Genomic DNA, 18,333 nt, shown 5'->3' on the forward strand with positions numbered 1-18,333 from the left:
CCCGGGTGGGCCGCCCGCCCCCGCCGCGCCGCGCCGCCCCCCCCGGGGGGGGGGGGGGGGCCCCCCCCCCCCCCGGCACTACCCTTTGCGCCCATTCACCCACCTGAGTGAAATCTGACCGGTCCGGGCATTTTTGCTGCACTGCAAAATGCCATACGCTACCGTCTGGTCCTAGTATCAAACAATCGTTTGATTAAGGTCCGCCCGCCGATGGCCAAACCCGCCCACTTCTCGACCAAGGACCGGATCCTCGGCGCGGCCGAGGAGCTGTTCGCACAGCACGGCTTCGCCGGCACTTCGCTGCGCCAGGTGACCAGCCAGGCCGACGTCAACATCGCTGCGGTCAACTACCACTTCGGCTCCAAGGAAAACCTGGTCAACGAGGTGTTCCGCCGCCGCATGGACGAGATGACCGGCGCGCGCCTGGCGCAGCTCGAGCGCGCCCGCAGCGAACACCCCGGGCAGCTGCGCCCGGTGCTGGCCGCCTTCGTCGAGCCGGCACTGGCGCTGGCCCAGGACCGCCAGAACGGCGGCGCCTTCGTGCGCGTGATCGCCCGCGCCTACGCCGAGAAGAACGACAACCTGCGCAAGTTCCTGTCCGACCACTACGGTCACGTGCTGCGTGCGTTCGGCAAGGCGATTGCCGAATGCGCACCCGACCTGAGCAAGGAAGAGCTGTACTGGCGCTTGGATTTCCTGGCCGGCTCGCTCACCTATGCCATGGCCGACTTCGGGCTGATCAAGCGTCCCGCCGGTGTCACCGAAGCGGCGCATCGTGCCCATGCCGCCCACGAACTGATCCATTTCGCCGAAGCCGGGTTCCGCGCCGCCGCACGCGCCAGCGCCCTGCCCGCTTCCCCTTGATTCCACCCAGTAACTGCTGACCAACAAAGGCCCTACACCATGTCCAATTCCCTGCTAGTCCGCCGCGCCGCCGTGCTGGGTGCCGGCGTCATGGGTGCCCAGATCGCCGCCCACCTCACCAACGCTGGCGTCGACACCGTGCTGTTCGACCTGCCCGCCAAGGAAGGTCCGGCTGACGGCATCGTGCTGAAGGCGATCGCCAACCTGGGCAAGCTGAGCCCGGCGCCGCTGGCCAGCAAGTCGCTGGCCGAAGCCATCACCCCGGCCAACTACGAGTCCGGCCTGGAGCAGCTGAAGGACTGCGACCTGATCATCGAGGCCATCGCCGAGCGCATGGACTGGAAGCAGGACCTGTACAAGAAGATCGCGCCGTTCGTGGCCGACCACGCGGTGCTGGCCTCCAACACCTCGGGCCTGGGCATCAACAAGCTGGCCGACGTGCTGCCCGAGCAGCTGCGCCACCGCTTCTGCGGCGTGCACTTCTTCAACCCGCCGCGCTACATGCACCTGGCCGAGCTGATCCCGGCCACCACCACCGACGCCGCCGTGCTGGAAGGCCTGGAAGAATTCCTGGTCACCACTTTGGGCAAGGGCGTGGTGTACGCCAAGGACACCCCGAACTTCATCGGCAACCGCATCGGCGTGTTCTCGATCCTGTCCACCATCCACCACACCCAGCAGTTCGGCCTGGGCTTCGATGAAGTGGACGGCCTGACCGGCCCGCTGGTCGGCCGCCCGAAGTCGGCCACCTACCGCACCTCCGACGTGGTCGGCCTGGACACCATGGCCCACGTCATCAAGACCATGGGCGACACCCTGCCCAACGACCCGTGGCATGAATTCTTCAAGTCGCCGAAGTGGCTGGACGCGCTGATCTCCAAGGGCGCGCTGGGCCAGAAGACCGGCGCCGGCATCTTCCGCAAGGTCGGCAAGGACATTGTGGTGCTGGACCTGGAGAAGCAGGACTACCGTCCGGCCGACCGCGCCGCCGCACCGGAAGTGGTCGAGATCCTGAAGATCAGGAACCCGGCCGAGAAATTCGCCAAGCTGCGCGAAAGCCAGCACCCGCAGGCGCAGTTCCTGTGGGCGACCTTCCGCGACCTGTTCCACTACAGCGCCTACCATCTGGCCGACATCGCCGAAACCGCGCGCGACGTCGACCTGGCCATCCGCTGGGGCTACGGCTGGTCGCTGGGCCCGTTCGAAACCTGGCAGGCCGCCGGCTGGAAGCAGGTGGCGCAGTGGATTGCCGATGACATCGTCGCCGGCAAGAGCATGAGCAATGCCCCGCTGCCGGACTGGGTGTTCGATGGCCGCGATGGCGTGCACGCCGCCGAGGGCAGCTACAGCCCGTCGCGCAACGCCAAGCTGCCGCGCTCGTCGCTGCCGGTGTATCAGCGCCAGCGCTTCCCGGATCCGCTGCTGGGCGAGAAGTTCGCGCCGGGCGAGACCGTGTTCGAGAACGACGGCCTGCGCATGTGGCACGACGGTGATGGCATCGCCGTGGTCAGCTTCAAGACCAAGATGAACACCGTGTCCGACCAGGTGTTGGACGGCCTGCAGGAATGCGTGTCACTTGCCGAAAAGAGCTTCCAGGGTCTGGTGATCTGGCAGCAGAAGGAACCCTTCTCCGCCGGCGCCGACCTGGCCGGTGCGCTCGGCCTGCTGCAGGCCGGCAAGGTCGACCAGTTCGAAGAGATGGTCGCCAACTTCCAGCGCACCAGCCAGCGCATCAAGTACTCGCTGGTGCCGGTGGTGGCTGCCGTGCGTGGCCTGGCGCTGGGTGGTGGTTGCGAATTCCAGATGCACAGCGCCAAGACTGTGGCCTTCCTGGAAAGCTACATCGGCCTGGTCGAGGCCGGCGTCGGCCTGCTGCCGGCCGGTGGTGGCCTGAAGGAACTGGCCGTGCGCGCCTCGCAGGCCGCTGGCCCGGGCGGTGACGTGTTCGCCGAACTGAAGAAGACCTTCGAAACCGTGGCGATGGCCAAGGTGTCCAACTCGGCGGTCAACGCCAAGGAACTGGGCCTGCTGCGCAGCACCGACAAGGTGGTGTTCAACAGCTACGAGGCCCTGCACATCGCCAAGGCCGAAGCGCGCGCCCTGGCCGAAGCGGGCTACCGTCCGCCGCTGCCGGCACGCCGCATCCAGGTGGCCGGCGACGTGGGTATCGCCACCTTCAAGATGATGCTGGTCAACATGCTGGAAGGCCGTTTCATCAGCCCGTACGACTACGAGATCGCCGAGCGCATCGCCACCGTGCTGTGCGGTGGCAAGGTCGACCGCGGCACCCTGGTGGACGAAGAGTGGCTGCTGACCCTGGAGCGCAAGCACTTCGTCGAACTGGCCCAGCAGGAAAAGACCCAGGCCCGCATCGCGCACATGCTCAAGACCGGCAAGCCGCTGCGTAATTGATTGATGGCGGGTGCCGGCCCCTGGTCGGCATCCCTCTGCCTCTGGTAGGTGCCCACCTTGGTGGGCACTCCGGCTAAAAAATTCGAGAGATCACTGCAATGACCAAGCAAATCCAGGACGCCTACATCGTCGCCGCCACCCGTACCCCGGTTGGCAAGGCGCCCAAGGGCATGTTCCGCAACACCCGCCCCGACGACATGCTTGCGCACGTGCTGCGCAGCGTCGTCGCCCAGGCCCCGGGCGTGGACGTCAACCGCATCGATGACGCGATCATCGGCTGCGCCATGCCGGAAGCCGAGCAGGGCATGAACGTGGCGCGCATCGGCGTGCTGCTGGCTGGCCTGCCCAACACCATCGCCGCACAGACCGTGAACCGCTTCTGCTCCTCCGGCCTGCAGGCCGTGGCGCAGGCCGCCGACGCGATCCGCCTGGGCAATGCCGACCTGATGCTGGCCGGCGGCACCGAATCGATGTCGATGGTGCCGATGATGGGCAACAAGATCGCCATGGCGCCGAGCGTGTTCGACAACGACCACGTGGCCATCGCCTACGGCATGGGCATCACCGCCGAGAAGGTCGCCGAAGAGTGGAAGGTCTCGCGCGAAGACCAGGACGCCTTCGCCCTCGCCTCGCACCAGAAGGCCATGGCCGCGATCCAGAACGGCGAGTTCAAGGACGAGATCAGCCCGTACGAGATCGTCTCGCACCTGCCGGACCTGGCCGATGGCCAGCGCATCATCACCCGCAACAAGATCGCCGACACCGACGAAGGCCCGCGCCCGGATTCCTCGGCCGAAGGCCTGGCCAAGCTGCGCCCGGTGTTCCGCAACGGCCAGTTCGGCGGCACCGTCACTGCTGGCAACTCGTCGCAGATGAGCGATGGCGCCGGTGCCGTGCTGCTGGCCTCGGAACAGGCGATCAAGGACTACGGCCTGACCCCGCTGGCCCGTTTCGTCAGCTTCTCCGTGGCCGGCGTGCGCCCGGAAGTGATGGGCATCGGCCCGATCGCCGCGATCCCGAAGGCACTGAAGCAGGCCGGCCTGACCCAGGACCAGCTGGACTGGATTGAACTGAACGAAGCCTTCGCCGCGCAGTCGCTGGCGGTGATCCGCGATTGCGGCCTGGACCCGAACAAGGTCAACCCGCTGGGTGGCGCGATTGCCCTGGGCCACCCGCTGGGTGCGACCGGCGCGATCCGCACCGCAACCCTGCTGCACGGCCTGCGCCGTCGCCAGCAGAAGTACGGCATGGTGACGATGTGCATCGGCACCGGCATGGGCGCAGCGGGTATTTTCGAGGCGCTGTAAGGTTCAAAGCGTTGCCGGTCGGGATGTCGGCTTACTGCAGGGCCCGGGTGGGTGAGACTGCCCGGGACACGCCGTGAACCCGTCCCTGGGGGCTCGATGGCGCCATCCATGGCGCCAACGGTCCCGGTCAGCCTCACCCACCCGTGCCAGCCAGCATTCCACGCGGCGGAGGGGTGAGCAGAAGCAAAGTCTGGGGTCAGAGCCCTTTGCGCAGCAAAGGGCTCTGACCCCAACAAGCAAAAAAGGCAGCCACCGGCTGCCTTTTTGCTTTTGCTCTTGCCCTTGATTCCGCCCTTCCCGTCCGCGCCGCACGGAAACTGTCGAGAGGGGGCGGATGGCCCTCTCCAAAACCGTTGGCGCCATGGGCCCAAGGCATGCCTTGGGCGGGTTGGGCAGGACGCCCAACCCCGGTCTTGCCGTGTGCGCAGGACAGCGCACACGAGCAAGGCGCCATCGAGCACCATGGAAGGGCTTTGGCGTGTTTTGGAGAGGGCCATCCGCCCCCTCCCCCACGTATCAATCAAGGCGCAGCACGGAGCGCTTGATAAACCTTATTCCGCCAACATCGCCGTCAGTTTCTCCCGCGCCGGCCCTGCCAGCTTCGGGTTGTCCAGCGCGAAGCGGATCGTCGCCTCCACCAGCCCCAGGTGCGTGCCGCAGTCGAAGCGGGTGCCCTCGAAGCGGTAGGCATCGACCTCTTCGGTCTTCAGCAGCTGCGCGATCGCATCGGTCAGCTGGATCTCGCCACCGGCACCACTGCCGGTCTGTTCCAGCAACTCGAAAATCTTCGGGCTCAGCACATAACGGCCAACCACCGCCAGGTCGCTCGGCGCGTCCTCCGGCTTCGGCTTCTCCACGATCTGCGAAATGCGACCCTTGCGGCCGTCGAACGCGTCAGTGGCAACGATGCCGTAGCTGGCAGTCTTGTCGTGCGGCACGTCTTCAACGGCGATCACGCTGGCACCACTGGCCTCGTTGAGGTCTGCCATCTGCTTCAGTGCGCCGTCGCCGCGGTTCCAGATGAGGTCGTCCGGCAGCAGCACCGCGAACGGCTCGTCACCGATCACGGCCTTGGCGCACAGCACCGCATGGCCCAGGCCCAGTGCTTCGGCCTGGGTCACGAAGATCGCGCGCACGCCATTGGGCAGCACATGGCGGATCATCTCCAGCTGCTCCTGCTTGCCGGCGCGCTCGAGCTTCTGCTCCAGTTCGTAGGCCTTGTCGAAGTAGTCGGCCACGGCATGCTTGTAGCGGTTGGTGATGAACACCAGCGTGTCGCAACCGGCTTCAATCGCTTCATCGACCGCGTACTGGATCAGCGGACGATCAATGATCGGCAACATTTCCTTCGGAACCGTCTTGGTTGCCGGCAAAAAGCGCGTCCCGAGCCCTGCCACTGGAAAAACTGCCTTGCGAATTCGCTTGCTCATTGGTGCCTGTTGGCCTCACGTGCCGGAAAGGGCACGACTTTAGCGGATGAAATGTAAGCATCCTGTTCGATGGGAGAGAACTCCGGCATCGTCGCGAACAGGATCTCCTGGATGCTGGTCGTGTCGTAACCAGCCACGGCATCGCGCAGGCGCGGGACATTGCCCAGCACCAGGTCACGCGAGAACGTACGTACACCGGCCTCGAGAATCTTCGGGTGCGCGGTGGAACGGTAGTCCTCGTCCGAATAGAACAGCGTCTCGTGCAGCTTCTCGCCCGGACGCAGCCCGGTGTAGATGATCGGAATGTCCTTGTACGGCTGCTTGCCGGCCAGGCGGATCATCTGCTCGGCCAGCACGCGGATCGGCACCGGCTCGCCCATGTCGAGCGTATAGATCGCACCATGCGATGCCGAAGCGGCCGCCTGCAGGATCAGCTGGCAGGCCTCCGGGATGGTCATGAAGTAGCGACTGACTTCCGGGTCGGTGACGGTCACCGGACCGCCACGCAGGATCTGTTCGCGGAACAGCGGCACGACGCTGCCGGCCGAGGCCAGCACGTTGCCGAAGCGCACCGTAACGAAACGGGTATGCGTGGACTTCTGGTCCAGGCTCTGGCAGATCATCTCCGCATAGCGCTTGCTGGCGCCCAGTGCATTGACCGGGTCGACCGCCTTGTCGGTGGAGATGAACACGAAATGCTCAACGCGCGCTTCCAGACAGGCGCGGGCCACGTTCTCGGTGGCCAGGATGTTGTTGCGCACCGCTTCGCGCAGCTGCCGCTCCAGCACCGGCACGTGCTTGTAGGCAGCCGCATGGAAGGCGGTGTCGACCGGATGCAGCGACAGGGCGTGGCGGATCACCGCCGGGTCACCGCAGTCGCCCAGCACCGCTTCGATCTCGACATCGGGGAAGCTTCGCCGCAGCTCGCCTTCGATGGTCAGCAGCAGCAGTTCGCTGATCTCGAGCAGGATGATGCGGCCGGCACCATGCCGTGCGCACTGGCGGCAAAGCTCGGAGCCGATCGAACCGCCGGCACCGGTGACCATCACCGTACGCCCGCCCAGCCAGCCACGGATCAGGTTCCAGTCCGGCATGATCGGCTTGCGGCCCAGCAGATCCTCGATCGCCACTTCCTTCAGCTGCCCCGGCAGCGACTGGCCCTGCAGGATGTCGCTGAGCTTGGGCACGGTGCGGAACGGCACGCCGGTGCTTTCGCAGATGGCGACGATCCGCTGCATGCCCGCCGCGTCCAGTGACGGAATGGCGATCACCAGCAGCTTGGCCGCCGTCTCCCGGACCACTGTCGGCGCATCGTCCAGGGTGCCGAGGATCGGCAGGCCCTGCAGCTTGGCGCCGCGCAGGTGTGGCGCATCGTCCAGCAGGCCGACCGGCTCGAAATTACCGGAACGGCGCAGGTCACGGACCAGGGTCTCGGCGGCCTGGCCGGCACCCAGGATCAGCACGCGGCGCGCGGACGAGTCCGACTGCAGTGCCTGATAGTCCTTCCAGGCCCGGTACAGCAGGCGCGGCGCGCCCAGCAGCGCCGACAGCGCGAACGGATAGATCACCAGCACCGACATCGGCACGCCGTCGAAGCGCTTCCACATCAGCACCAGCACGATGGCGACCATGCCGATGAAGCTGGCCTTGAAGATGTTCAGCAGGTCGCTGACGCTGGCGAACCGCCACAGGCCCCGATAGAGGCCCACGCGCCAGAACACCATGCCCTGCAGCAGCAGCACCAGCGTGGTGTCAACGTTCCAGAGAGGGAGCTCGGGGGCGTTGGCCAGGATCGAATACCGCCCCGCGTGGAGCAGCTGCCAGCATGCCCAGACCATGAACAGGTCGTGGCAGACGATGGCCGAACGCGGCATCAGGCCGAGGATTCTGTCCCGCCAGGGTGAAGCCATAAGTCAGGTATTTCCTTTTGGGTGGCGCAATCCATTGCGCAGGAGGAGCCAGAGGACGCTCAGCGCAATGAACCACGCGATCGCCACGGCAGCCTCCCACCTCGGCTGCAAATTGGAGCAGACATTAAGCACTGTAATACTGAACAGGCCCAAAGCAAAGTACATCCCTGTTACCTGGGCGTGACTGGCTCCTGCCTGCACCGCGCGCTGGTAGACGTGCTGGGTATGGGGTTCCATCCAGCGTTGTCCGGAAATGATGCGCGCCAGCAGTGTGAAGCCCGCGTCCACAAGGAACGGCGATGCCGACACCAGCAGCAGGATCCAGTGGATGTCGGTCTTGACGCTGGCCAGTGCCAGCACTGCCGCCACCGCGTAGCCCAGCGCGCCACTTCCGACATCGCCCATGAAGATCCGGGCCCGCGGGAAGTTGAACGGCAGGAAGCCCAGGCAGGCCAGGCCCAACGCGACCGCCGCCAGCGAGTACGGCCAGGGCAGCAGCGGCGCCAGCCCCAGCGCGACCACAATGGCCTGGCTGGCCGCGATGCCGTTGATCCCATCCATGAAATTCCAGATGTTGATCAGCGAGGCGGTGAACAGCAGGACCAGTACGGCCAGCAGCCAGCTGCCACCGTGGACCTTGACCAGCGCGGCCAGCAGCGCGGCGGCGATGAAGTGCACCATCAGGCGGCGCATGGCCGGCAGCGGCCGGTGGTCGTCCCACCAGCCGATACCCGCCACCAGCGCCAGGCCAAGGCTGGCGACCAGCAGGCTCGGACGCGCTTCGGGCCAGGCCCACATGGCAACACCGGCGGTCACCAGCAGGCTGATGACAATGGCGATGCCGCCGCCGCGAGGGGTGGCCACGCTATGGCTGCGGCGCTCGCCCGGCTGGTCAAACAGTTGCCGGCGCAGCGCGTAGCCCCGCGCCGCCCAGGTCAGTGCCGCACTCAGCAGGGCCAGGCCCAGCAGCGCGCCCATCACGAGCCACGGCATGGATCAGAGCACCGCGTAGTTCAGCAGCGGCTTGACCGTACCCCACTCCTTGCAGCTCGGGCACTGCCAGTGGTGGGTGCGCGCACCGAAACCACAACGGGTGCAGCGATAGGCCGGATTGCGCACCAGCAACTGGTCGGTGATGTGCTTCAGGTCGTGCAGGGTCGCCGTGGAATCGGCGCCTTCAGCCAGGGTCAGGTCGATCAGCGCGGACTCGCCACGCACCGACGGGCGATCCTTGAGCTGGCGACCCAGGTAGGCACGGGCTGGCGCCACGCCCTCCTGCTCTTCCATCAGGCGGGTCAGCGCCAGCACCGGGGCGATGCCGCGGTAGTGCTCGGTCATCTCCGACAGGAACGCGCGTGCGCCTGCCAGATCGCCGACCTTGCGGTAGTTCTGCATCAGCGCCGGCAACAGCTCCGGCAAGTACTCCGGATCGTTGCGCGCGGCACGCTCGAAGGCGCGCACGGCCGCTTCCGGATTGCCGGCATCGGTTTCCAGGCGGCCTTCAATGATGCCGGCACGCACCGACATCGCATCGGCCTGGTAAGCCCGGGCAATCGCTGCCCTCGCCTCTTCCAGCTTGCCAGCACCGCGGAAGCGTTCGGCCAGTTCGCACTCGAACTGCCCGATCAGCTTGCCCATCGGCTCGCCGGTGACGTCCTCGAAACGGGTCGCGTTGTCGATCGCCTTTTCCCAGTCGCGCTCGGCCTGGTAGATACCGATCAGGTGCTTGAGTGCCTGCGGCGCACGCTGATCCAGCTGGGCCAGTTCGGTGAACACGGTCTCGGCGCGGTCCAGCAGGCCGGACTTCATGTAGTCCTCGCCCAGCGCCAGCAGCGCCTGCACGCGTTGCGCATCGCTGAGGTCGTGGCGGTTGACCAGGCCCTGGTGCAGGCGGATGGCGCGGTCGACTTCGCCGCGGCGGCGGAACAGGTGGCCCAGCGCGACCTGGGTCTCGAAGGTTTCCTTGTCCAGCTCGGCGATGTGCAGGAACAGCTCGATGGCCTTGTCCGGCTGCTCGTTGAGCAGGTAGTTCAGGCCGCGGAAGTAGGTGCTGGACAGGCGGCTGACCTGGCTGTCACCGTGGCGTTGACCACCACGCCGTCCGATCACCCACCCGGCCAGTGCGGCCAGCGGAACGAACAGGAAGAACCAGAACCACTCGGTGACGAAATCCATCTTCGATCAGCGTCCATCAAAAGATTGGGGGGAAGCAACCGGTGCCGGCGTGGCGACAGCGGACTTGTTGGCGCGGCGCAACTGGCTGTAGAGCGGAATGACCACGCTCACCAGCACCAGGCCGGCACCGACGATGACACCCACCAGCAGCGCGGCGATCAGGGCCACGCCCACCGAGGTATGCAGTTGGGTAAACAGCAGGTTGATCGACATCGCGGTCATGTTGACCGCACCGATGATCAATCCAAGGATCAGAACCGCCAGCAGGACCAGCAGACGAAAAACCTTCATGCGACAGCTCCAGTGGCAGGAGTCCGTAGCTTATCCGACTCGCGGCTGGATTCGCACGCGGTGGCGCGACGGGAGGCTCAGGCCGGATCGGCGTCCAGCGGCAGCACACTGCTGACCCGCTCACGCAGTTCCTTGCCCGGCTTGAAATGAGGGACGTGCTTGCCCGGCAGGGCAACCGATTCGCCGGTCTTCGGGTTGCGACCCAGGCGCGGCGGACGATAGTGCAGCGAGAAGCTGCCAAAACCACGGATTTCGATGCGATCCCCGGCGGACAGCGATCCGCCCATCATTTCCAGCAACGACTTCACCGCCAGATCGACATCATCGGCCTTCAGGTGCGCCTGGCGGCGCGCAAGGATTTCGATCAGTTCGGATTTGGTCATTACCGGCTCACATCAGGGGTATCTCAGCCTGAAACGGCCCGGGCAATGCCCGGGCCGTCCAGGAAACAACGAACAGCGTAAGGCCGATTACTCGGACTTGTTGCCGTTCAGCTGTGCACGCAGCAGCGCGCCCAGCTGGGTGGTGCCGCTGGAAGCCGAAGAGGACTGGTATTCCTCCAGCACTTCGCGCATTTCAGCGTCGTCCTTGGCCTTGATCGACAGCTGCAGGGTACGGCCCTTGCGGTCCATGCCCACGAACTTGGCTTCGACCTTGTCGCCGACCTTCAGGTGCTGGGTGGCGTCGTCAACGCGCTCGTTGGCGATGTCGCGTGCCGAGACGTAACCTTCGATGCCGTCAGCCAGCTCGATGATCGCGCCCTTGGCGTCGACTTCCTTCACCACGCCTTCGACCTTGGAGCCCTTCGGATTGGCAGCCATGTACTGGCCGAACGGATCCTGCTCCAGCTGCTTCACGCCCAGGGAGATGCGCTCGCGCTCCGGATCGACAGCCAGGACGACGGCGTCCAGGGTATCGCCCTTCTTGAAGTTGCGAACGACGTCTTCGCCGGTGGTGTTCCAGCTGATGTCGGACAGGTGAACCAGGCCGTCGATGCCGCCGTCCAGGCCGATGAAGATGCCGAAGTCGGTGATCGACTTGATCTGGCCCGACACCTTGTCACCCTTCTTGTGGGTGGCAGCGAAGGTTTCCCACGGATTGGCGGCAACCTGCTTCATGCCCAGCGAGATACGGCGACGCTCTTCATCGACGTCCAGCACCATCACTTCGACTTCATCACCAACCTGGACAACCTTGGACGGGTTGACGTTCTTGTTGGTCCAATCCATCTCGGAGACGTGCACCAGGCCTTCGACGCCCGGCTCGATCTCAACGAACGCACCGTAATCGGTGACGTTGGAGACCTTGCCGAAGACGCGGCTGTTGGCCGGGTAACGACGGCCGATGTTGTCCCACGGATCCTCGCCCAGCTGCTTCAGGCCCAGCGAAACGCGGTTGCGCTCGCGGTCGAACTTCAGCACGCGGACGTCCAGCTCGTCGCCGACGTTCACGACTTCCGACGGGTGACGCACGCGCTTCCACGCCATGTCGGTGATGTGCAGCAGGCCGTCGATACCGCCCAGGTCCACGAACGCGCCGTAATCGGTCAGGTTCTTGACGACACCCTTCAGGATCGCGCCTTCCTGCAGCTTGTCCATCAGCTGCTCGCGCTCTTCCGAGTGCTCGCTTTCGACGACAGCGCGGCGCGAGACCACGACGTTGTTACGCTTGCGGTCCAGCTTGATGAGCTTGAACTCGAGTTCCTTGCCTTCCAGGTAGGCCGGATCGCGCACCGGGCGCACATCGACCAGGGAACCCGGCAGGAAGGCGCGGACATCCTTGATGTCCACGGTGAAACCACCCTTGACCTTGCCGCTGATGCGACCGGTGATGGTTTCGTTCTTTTCCAACGCTTCTTCCAGCTCGTCCCACACCATCGCGCGCTTGGCCTTCTCGCGCGACAGGACGGTTTCGCCGAAGCCGTTCTCGATCGAGTCGAGGGCGACCTTGACGATGTCGCCTTCGGCGACGTCGATTTCGCCAGCGTCGTTACGGAACTGTTCGATCGGCACGATGCCTTCGGACTTCAGGCCAGCGTTGATCACCACGACGTCGCCGCGGACTTCAACAACGGTACCGCTGACGATGGCGCCCGGCTTCAGCTTGGCCAGATTGGCCTGGCTGGCTTCAAACAGTTCGGCAAATGATTCGGTCATTAGATTTACTCTGTTGGACACATGGGTCGGTGGCGTCCCCTTCAGGGGAATGGCGACCGCCCGCCTGTTGGTCGACCCCGGAAACGCAGGTCGTGTGTAGTAGGAAAACCGCCACGCATCATTGCGCGACGGAGCTGGTACAGCACTGCTATGCGCGACCACCACCGATGCTGCTGGCAGTGCTCCCGCGCGAACGGATCAGGCAGCCGGAACCGGAAGCAGATCCATCACTCTGGCAACGACATCTGCGATGCCGATGCCTGTGGTGTCGATGAGGACAGCATCGTCTGCCGGCTTCAGGGGCGCCACGGTACGCTGAGCATCACGGGCGTCGCGGGCCATGATCTCGCGCAGGAGGTCATCAAAGTTAACAGAAACCCCCTTGTCTTTCAACTGCTTATGCCGGCGCTCGGCGCGCTCCTCGGCACTGGCGGTCAGGAAGACCTTGTAGGAGGCGTCCGGGAAGATCACCGTGCCCATGTCACGGCCGTCGGCGACCAGGCCCGGCAGCTCCCTGAATGCGCGCTGGCGCTCCTTCAGGGCGGCACGGACCTCCGGGATGGCCGCAATGGCCGAGGCCAGTGCGCCCGTGGTCTCCAGGCGCAGCTCGTCGGTGGCATCGGTCCCGTTCACCATGACCCGCATGGCTTCACCCTGCTCGACAAACTGAACGTGGGTATCAAAGGTGCAGCGGACCAGCGCCGAGGCATCGGAGGTATCGATGTCGGCCCAGCTCGCGGCCACGCCCACCGCCCGGTACAGCGCGCCCGAATCCAGGTAATGCCAGCCCATCCGGCGCGCGATGATGCGGCTGATGGTACCCTTGCCAGCCCCTGAAGGGCCGTCGATGGTCAGGACGGGAGCGAGTGGATTCATGGGGTTCCCAGAGCGTGTGAAGGGGTCATTCTAGCCCCTGTCAGACGCCCCCAATGGGATCTTTTGTGCAACCACTTGAAACCACGAGGAAAAGCCCGGTAGAATGGCGGGCTTGAACGAGCGTCAACTGCCGATTGTCTTTCGCATATCGCGGCCACGCTCCACCCGAACAACTACTGTTTACGCCGAGGTATGCCATGAAAGTCCTGTCCTCCCTGAAGTCGGCGAAGGCCCGTCACCGTGACTGCAAGGTCGTGCGTCGTCGTGGCAAGATCTTCGTCATCTGCAAGTCGAACCCGCGTTTCAAGGCGCGTCAGCGCTAAGCCCAACAGCCTTCGCGGCTGCGGCTGGCCCTACGCGGGGCCGACCCGATGCAAAAAGCCGCCTTCGGGCGGTTTTTTGTTTATGCGGCTTTTTCCTGCCGTTTTTGCTGTAATCGCCTTTCTTGACCACTGGGGAGTAGATCGAGATGAAGCGTTACCTGTCCGCCCTGGCCGTGATGGCCACCCTGGCCACCGCCACGCCGGCGCTGGCCGATACTCTGCTTGTCGACCGTGCCCGCGAGAAGCCGGCCGGTGCCCTGCCCGTGCGCGGCCAGAGCATGCAGCAGGTACAGGCGCAGTTCGGCGCGCCGAGCGAGCAACTGCAGCCGCGTGGCGGGCAGAAGCGGCAATGGCCGACCATCAACCGCTGGGTGTACCCGCAGTTCACCGTCTACTTCGAGAAGCAGAAGGTGATCGACGTGGTGGCCAACCAGGCGGACCCGAACGAAATCGGCCCGAAACCGCCGATCCGTTGATCCCTTTACCCGCCCTGGGCGGGCCTGTGTAGCGAGACCATGAACCAGACCCTTCGTTTTCCTGCCGAGTGGGAAGCCCAGAGCGGCGTCCTGATTGCCTGGCCCACCGCCGACACCGACTGGGCCGACCGCCTGGGCCAGGTGGAAGAGACCTACATCGCGCTGGTCGCGGCCATCACCCGCTTCCAGCCGGTGCTGATCTGCGTGGCCGACGACGATGTGGAGACCTATGCCGAGATGCGGCTGCGCTCCAACCGCATCGACATGGACAAGGTCCACTTCACCACGGCGGCCTACGACGATACCTGGTTGCGCGACTCCGGCCCGATCACCCTGCGCCGTGCCGACGGCGGCTTCCAGCTGCTGGATTTCCGCTTCACCGGCTGGGGCGGCAAGTTCGACGCCACCCTGGATGACCAGCTGGTGGGCGTGCTCGACCAGGCCGGCGTGTTCAACGACGCACCGGTGCGCAGCATTCCGTTCGCGCTGGAAGGCGGCGGCATCGAAACCGATGGCGAAGGCACCCTGCTGACCACCTGGAAGTGCCTGCACGAGCGCCACCCGGACCGCGACCGCGCCAGCCTGAGCGCCGACCTGGCCGACTGGCTGCAGCAGGACCGCGTGCTGTGGCTGGACCACGGCTACCTGGAAGGCGACGACACCGACGCGCACATCGATACCCTCGCCCGCTTCGCCTCGGCTGACAGCATCGTCTACCAGGCCTGCGACGACGAGAGCGACTCGCACTACGCCGAACTGCAGGCGATGGGCAATGAGCTGGCCGCGCTGCGCACCAAGGACGGCCAGCCGTATCGCCTGTTCCCGCTGCCGTGGGCACAGCCGGTGATCGACGAAGGCCGCCGCCTGGCTGCGTCGTACGCCAACTACCTGATCGTCAATGGTGCGGTGCTGATGCCGGCCTATGGCGATCCGGCCGACGACCTGGCCCGCGATGTACTGGCGCAGGCGCACCCGGGCCGCGAGATCGTGCAGGTGCCCTGCCGCTCGCTGATCTGGCAGAACGGCAGCCTGCACTGCATCACCATGCAGCTGCCGGCCGGGTTGTTGAAGGCCTGAGGATGGGTAGTGGCGGGGGGGGGGGGGGGGGCCGGGCGGCCGCCGGGGGGGGGGGGGGGGGGGGGGGGGGGGCCGCCGGCGCGCCGCGCCCCGCCCCCCCCTCCCCCCCCCCCCCCCCCCGCGCGGCCCCCCCCCCCCCCCCGCCACTACCAGCACCCATTCAGCGCGCGACACGCCGTCGCCGCCCATCCGCGCTAACATGCAGGTTTTCCCCCGCAGGAACGCCCCGCATGAACTCGCGCAGCCCCCTTACCGTCGCCCTGATCCAGGAGCGCAACCACGGTGATGCCGCCGCCAACCTGGCGGTGATCGAAGCACGCGTGGCCGAGGCGGCTGCGCAGGGTGCCAAGCTGGTGCTGCTGCAGGAACTGCACAACGGTCCTTATTTCTGCCAGCACGAGTCGGTCGATGAGTTCGACCTGGCCGAGCCGATCCCGGGCCCGAGCACCGAGCGCCTCGGCGCGCTGGCGAAGAAGCATGGCGTGGTGCTGGTCGGCTCGCTGTTCGAGCGCCGTGCTGCCGGCCTGTACCACAACACCGCGGTGGTGTTCGAGAAGGACGGTACGCTGCTCGGCAAGTACCGCAAGATGCATATCCCGGACGATCCGGGCTTCTACGAGAAGTTCTACTTCACCCCGGGCGACATCGGTTTCAAGCCGATCGATACCTCGGTGGGTCGCCTCGGCGTGCTGGTGTGCTGGGACCAGTGGTACCCGGAAGCGGCACGCCTGATGGCGCTGGCCGGCGCCGAGCTGCTGCTGTACCCGACCGCGATCGGCTGGGACCCGGACGACGTGCAGGACGAGAAGACCCGCCAGCGCGACGCCTGGGTGCTGAGCCACCGCGGCCACGCCGTGGCCAACGGCCTGCCGGTGCTGAGCTGCAACCGCGTCGGTCACGAAGCCTCGCCGCTGGGTGCTTCGGGCATCCAGTTCTGGGGCAACAGCCACGTGCTCGGCCCGCAGGGCGAATTCCTGGCCGAAGCCGGCACTGACGCCACCGTGCTGCTGTGCGATGTCGACCTGCAGCGCAGCGAGCACGTGCGCCGCATCTGGCCGTTCCTGCGCGATCGCCGCATCGACGCGTACGGTGACCTGCTCAAGCGCTACATCGACTGAGCCGGAGCCCGCGCATGGCCGTCCTCATCCGTGATGCCGGCCCGGCCGACATCGCCGCGATCACCGCGATCTACGCGGTGGAAGTGACCGACTTCGTCAACACCTACGAGTACGACATCCCCGACGCGACCGAGATGCTGCGCCGTATGCGCGACATCATCGATCGCGGCTTCCCCTACCTGGTCGCCGAGATCGACGGCCAGGTGGCCGGCTATGCCTACGCCAACACCTACCGCACCCGCGTTGCCTACCAGTGGACCGTGGAGAACTCGGTCTACGTCGATGCCGCGTTCCAGGGCCAGGGCGTGGGCACCGGCCTGCTGCAGGCCTTGATCGATGCCTGCGTGGCGCGTGGTTACCGGCAGATGGTGGCCGTGATCGGCGAACCGACCAATGCCGCCTCCATCAAGCTGCACGAACGCTTCGGCTTCGAGCTGGTCGGCGTGTTCCGTGGCCTTGGCCGCAAGCACGGCCGCTGGCTGGATACCGTGCAGATGCAGCGCGCGCTCGGCGATGGCGCCGACACCGCACCTTCCAATGAATGAACCCATGACCGAAACCCTTCCCGAAACCGGCGACGACCTGTTCGCCGGCCAGCCGGTGCGCGTCGTTGAACGCGACGGCGTGCGTTATACCCTGCTGGGCACTGCCCACGTCTCCCGCGCCAGCGTCGAGGCGGTGGAAAAAGCCATCGACAGCGGCCGCTTCGATGCCGTTGCCGTTGAACTGGACCCACAGCGCCTGCAGGCGCTGAGCGATCCGGACACACTGGCCAAGCTCGATCTGGTCGAAGTGATCCGCAAGGGCCGCGTGGCCCTGTTCGCCGCCAACCTGGCCCTGTCCGCGTACCAGCGCCGCCTGGCCGAACAGCTCGACATCGAGCCGGGCGCCGAACTGAAGCGCGCGGTGGAACTGGCGCGCGAGCGCAACCTGCCGGTACACCTGATCGACCGTGAAGTCGGCCTGACCTTCCGCCGTGCCTCGCAACGGCTGGGCTTCTTCGGCAAGCTGAAGCTGGTCGCCGGGCTTGGCGCAGGTCTGTTCTCATCCGAGGAAGTGGGCGAAAACGAGATCGAGAAGCTCAAGCAGGGCGACATGCTGGAGTCGAGCTTCGGCGAGTTCGCCAGCGAGAGCCCGGCGCTGTACGAGACCATCATCGGCGAGCGTGACCGCTACATGGCCACGCGCCTGCGCGAAGAACACGATCCGCAGCAGCGTGAGGTGCTGGCAGTGGTCGGTGCCGGTCACCTTGCCGGGCTGGCCCGCTACCTGGAAACCGACACCGAAGCACCGGCACCGCTGCGCGCCGAGCTGGAAGCGGTGCCGAAGAAGCGCAACATTCCGTGGTTCACGCTGGGCATCCTGGCCATCGTAGCGACCGGCATCGGCGTAGGTTTCTACCGCGGTGGCCTGGGCGTGGGCACCGAACTGCTGGCGACCTGGGCGATGTATACCGGCGGCCTCGCCGGCCTGGGCTGCCTGCTGGCCGGCGGCCATCCGCTGAGCATCCTCACCGCGATCGCGGTGGCGCCGTTCAAGCCGTTCCGCCTGAGCATCCCGACTGGCGCATTCTCGGCCTTGGTGGAAGCGCGCCTGCGCAAGCCGGCGTATGAGGACTTCCTGAAGCTGCGCGACGATGCGCAGAGCCTGAAGGGCTGGTATCGCAACCGCGTCACCCGCGTGGTGCTGACCTTCATGCTGACCAACATCGGCAGCATGCTGGGCCTGTGGCTGACCACGTTCAAGGTGTGGGGCAAGGTCGCCGGTTGATTGCAACGCCCCGCCGGGCATGGCCCGGCGCTACCGGCCGCACGGCGTCTGCGCGCGCGACCGGCAGGTGCCAACCTTGGTTGGCACGCTTTACGCCGACCGCAAAGATCGGCCGAGCATGCTCTGCGCAGAACATCAAAAAAAGGGG

At 65.9% G+C, this 18,333-nt stretch carries 17 protein-coding genes; 9 read left to right on the forward strand and 8 right to left on the reverse strand.

What is annotated here, in order from left to right:
* Nucleotides 1–210: 210 nt before the first annotated feature.
* The 3 genes from V3B64_RS15380 to V3B64_RS15390 all read left to right on the forward strand — a co-directional run bounded on the left by V3B64_RS15380 (nucleotide 211) and on the right by V3B64_RS15390 (nucleotide 4,583).
* A complete protein-coding gene (locus tag V3B64_RS15380) occupies nucleotides 211–864 on the forward strand; it encodes a TetR family transcriptional regulator (RefSeq protein WP_006431024.1) in 654 nt (217 codons plus the stop codon).
* 39 nt (nucleotides 865–903) lie between these two features.
* Nucleotides 904–3,276, forward strand: a complete 2,373-nt coding sequence (locus tag V3B64_RS15385; RefSeq protein ID WP_329914417.1) for a 3-hydroxyacyl-CoA dehydrogenase/enoyl-CoA hydratase family protein — start codon at nucleotides 904–906, stop codon at nucleotides 3,274–3,276.
* Nucleotides 3,277–3,374: 98 nt separating this feature from the next.
* On the forward strand, nucleotides 3,375–4,583 hold the full coding sequence (locus tag V3B64_RS15390) for an acetyl-CoA C-acyltransferase (RefSeq protein ID WP_049399460.1): 1,209 nt from the start codon (nucleotides 3,375–3,377) through the stop codon (nucleotides 4,581–4,583).
* 551 nt (nucleotides 4,584–5,134) lie between these two features.
* Here V3B64_RS15390 and galU read toward each other — a convergent pair.
* The 8 genes from galU to cmk form a co-directional block, all read right to left on the reverse strand.
* Entirely contained in the window at nucleotides 5,135–6,013 is an 879-nt protein-coding gene (galU, locus tag V3B64_RS15395) for a UTP--glucose-1-phosphate uridylyltransferase GalU (protein WP_019336276.1), read from the reverse strand.
* Nucleotides 6,010–7,923: a nucleoside-diphosphate sugar epimerase/dehydratase gene (locus tag V3B64_RS15400; RefSeq protein ID WP_032130079.1), complete on the reverse strand. Its 1,914-nt coding sequence runs from the start codon at nucleotides 7,921–7,923 to the stop codon at nucleotides 6,010–6,012. The genes galU and V3B64_RS15400 overlap by 4 nt, the downstream gene beginning before the upstream one ends.
* 3 nt (nucleotides 7,924–7,926) lie before the next feature.
* Complete coding sequence (locus V3B64_RS15405; RefSeq protein WP_049399455.1) at nucleotides 7,927–8,916, reverse strand: glycosyltransferase family 4 protein; 990 nt, start codon at nucleotides 8,914–8,916, stop codon at nucleotides 7,927–7,929.
* Nucleotides 8,917–8,919: 3 nt separating this feature from the next.
* Nucleotides 8,920–10,098 carry a lipopolysaccharide assembly protein LapB gene (gene lapB / locus V3B64_RS15410; protein WP_005416232.1) on the reverse strand — a complete coding sequence of 393 codons (1,179 nt, stop codon included), beginning with the start codon at nucleotides 10,096–10,098 and terminating at the stop codon, nucleotides 8,920–8,922.
* Nucleotides 10,099–10,104: 6 nt separating this feature from the next.
* Nucleotides 10,105–10,389, reverse strand: a complete 285-nt coding sequence (locus tag V3B64_RS15415; protein ID WP_010484569.1) for a LapA family protein — start codon at nucleotides 10,387–10,389, stop codon at nucleotides 10,105–10,107.
* Between the two features lie 77 nt (nucleotides 10,390–10,466).
* A complete protein-coding gene (locus V3B64_RS15420; RefSeq protein ID WP_005409286.1) occupies nucleotides 10,467–10,772 on the reverse strand; it encodes an integration host factor subunit beta in 306 nt (101 codons plus the stop codon).
* An 87-nt stretch (nucleotides 10,773–10,859) separates the two neighbouring features.
* The gene (gene rpsA / locus V3B64_RS15425; protein ID WP_005416230.1) at nucleotides 10,860–12,545 is read right to left on the reverse strand and encodes a 30S ribosomal protein S1; all 1,686 of its coding nucleotides are present in this window, start codon (nucleotides 12,543–12,545) and stop codon (nucleotides 10,860–10,862) included.
* Nucleotides 12,546–12,743: 198 nt separating this feature from the next.
* Nucleotides 12,744–13,421 (reverse strand): (d)CMP kinase, encoded by a 678-nt coding sequence (gene cmk / locus V3B64_RS15430; protein WP_032130077.1) that lies wholly within the window; start codon nucleotides 13,419–13,421, stop codon nucleotides 12,744–12,746.
* Nucleotides 13,422–13,618: 197 nt separating this feature from the next.
* Between cmk and ykgO the strand changes: the two genes are divergently transcribed.
* The 6 genes from ykgO to V3B64_RS15460 all read left to right on the forward strand — a co-directional run bounded on the left by ykgO (nucleotide 13,619) and on the right by V3B64_RS15460 (nucleotide 18,185).
* Nucleotides 13,619–13,744 (forward strand): type B 50S ribosomal protein L36, encoded by a 126-nt coding sequence (ykgO, locus tag V3B64_RS15435; RefSeq protein WP_005409283.1) that lies wholly within the window; start codon nucleotides 13,619–13,621, stop codon nucleotides 13,742–13,744.
* Between the two features lie 146 nt (nucleotides 13,745–13,890).
* A complete protein-coding gene (locus tag V3B64_RS15440; RefSeq protein ID WP_125895520.1) occupies nucleotides 13,891–14,220 on the forward strand; it encodes a hypothetical protein in 330 nt (109 codons plus the stop codon).
* 39 nt (nucleotides 14,221–14,259) lie between these two features.
* Entirely contained in the window at nucleotides 14,260–15,297 is a 1,038-nt protein-coding gene (locus V3B64_RS15445; protein WP_032130076.1) for an agmatine deiminase family protein, read from the forward strand.
* Nucleotides 15,298–15,527: 230 nt separating this feature from the next.
* Nucleotides 15,528–16,415, forward strand: a complete 888-nt coding sequence (locus tag V3B64_RS15450) for a carbon-nitrogen hydrolase (RefSeq protein ID WP_005409280.1) — start codon at nucleotides 15,528–15,530, stop codon at nucleotides 16,413–16,415.
* 14 nt (nucleotides 16,416–16,429) lie between these two features.
* On the forward strand, nucleotides 16,430–16,960 hold the full coding sequence (locus V3B64_RS15455) for a GNAT family N-acetyltransferase (RefSeq protein WP_107432020.1): 531 nt from the start codon (nucleotides 16,430–16,432) through the stop codon (nucleotides 16,958–16,960).
* Nucleotides 16,953–18,185: a TraB/GumN family protein gene (locus V3B64_RS15460; RefSeq protein ID WP_032130074.1), complete on the forward strand. Its 1,233-nt coding sequence runs from the start codon at nucleotides 16,953–16,955 to the stop codon at nucleotides 18,183–18,185. Before V3B64_RS15455 ends, V3B64_RS15460 begins: the two co-directional genes overlap by 8 nt.
* The last annotated feature ends 148 nt before the right edge of the window (nucleotides 18,186–18,333 follow it).

The organism is Stenotrophomonas sp. SMYL86, from assembly GCF_036320025.1.
Taxonomy (GTDB): domain Bacteria; phylum Pseudomonadota; class Gammaproteobacteria; order Xanthomonadales; family Xanthomonadaceae; genus Stenotrophomonas; species Stenotrophomonas maltophilia_A.

Excerpts from the sequence above, each read along its gene's own strand:
- V3B64_RS15440 (WP_125895520.1), top strand. The coding sequence starts at position 13,891 with ATGAAGCGTTACCTGTCCGCCCTGGCCGTGATGGCCACCCTGGCCACC.
- V3B64_RS15450 (WP_005409280.1), top strand. The coding sequence starts at position 15,528 with ATGAACTCGCGCAGCCCCCTTACCGTCGCCCTGATCCAGGAGCGCAAC.
- rpsA (WP_005416230.1), bottom strand. The coding sequence starts at position 12,545 with ATGACCGAATCATTTGCCGAACTGTTTGAAGCCAGCCAGGCCAATCTG.
- V3B64_RS15445 (WP_032130076.1), top strand. The coding sequence starts at position 14,260 with ATGAACCAGACCCTTCGTTTTCCTGCCGAGTGGGAAGCCCAGAGCGGC.
- V3B64_RS15400 (WP_032130079.1), bottom strand. The coding sequence starts at position 7,923 with ATGGCTTCACCCTGGCGGGACAGAATCCTCGGCCTGATGCCGCGTTCG.
- lapB (WP_005416232.1), bottom strand. The coding sequence starts at position 10,098 with ATGGATTTCGTCACCGAGTGGTTCTGGTTCTTCCTGTTCGTTCCGCTG.
- V3B64_RS15405 (WP_049399455.1), bottom strand. The coding sequence starts at position 8,916 with ATGCCGTGGCTCGTGATGGGCGCGCTGCTGGGCCTGGCCCTGCTGAGT.
- cmk (WP_032130077.1), bottom strand. The coding sequence starts at position 13,421 with ATGAATCCACTCGCTCCCGTCCTGACCATCGACGGCCCTTCAGGGGCT.
- V3B64_RS15415 (WP_010484569.1), bottom strand. The coding sequence starts at position 10,389 with ATGAAGGTTTTTCGTCTGCTGGTCCTGCTGGCGGTTCTGATCCTTGGA.
- ykgO (WP_005409283.1), top strand. The coding sequence starts at position 13,619 with ATGAAAGTCCTGTCCTCCCTGAAGTCGGCGAAGGCCCGTCACCGTGAC.
- galU (WP_019336276.1), bottom strand. The coding sequence starts at position 6,013 with ATGAGCAAGCGAATTCGCAAGGCAGTTTTTCCAGTGGCAGGGCTCGGG.
- V3B64_RS15455 (WP_107432020.1), top strand. The coding sequence starts at position 16,430 with ATGGCCGTCCTCATCCGTGATGCCGGCCCGGCCGACATCGCCGCGATC.
- V3B64_RS15420 (WP_005409286.1), bottom strand. The coding sequence starts at position 10,772 with ATGACCAAATCCGAACTGATCGAAATCCTTGCGCGCCGCCAGGCGCAC.
- V3B64_RS15380 (WP_006431024.1), top strand. The coding sequence starts at position 211 with ATGGCCAAACCCGCCCACTTCTCGACCAAGGACCGGATCCTCGGCGCG.
- V3B64_RS15385 (WP_329914417.1), top strand. The coding sequence starts at position 904 with ATGTCCAATTCCCTGCTAGTCCGCCGCGCCGCCGTGCTGGGTGCCGGC.
- V3B64_RS15390 (WP_049399460.1), top strand. The coding sequence starts at position 3,375 with ATGACCAAGCAAATCCAGGACGCCTACATCGTCGCCGCCACCCGTACC.
- V3B64_RS15460 (WP_032130074.1), top strand. The coding sequence starts at position 16,953 with ATGAATGAACCCATGACCGAAACCCTTCCCGAAACCGGCGACGACCTG.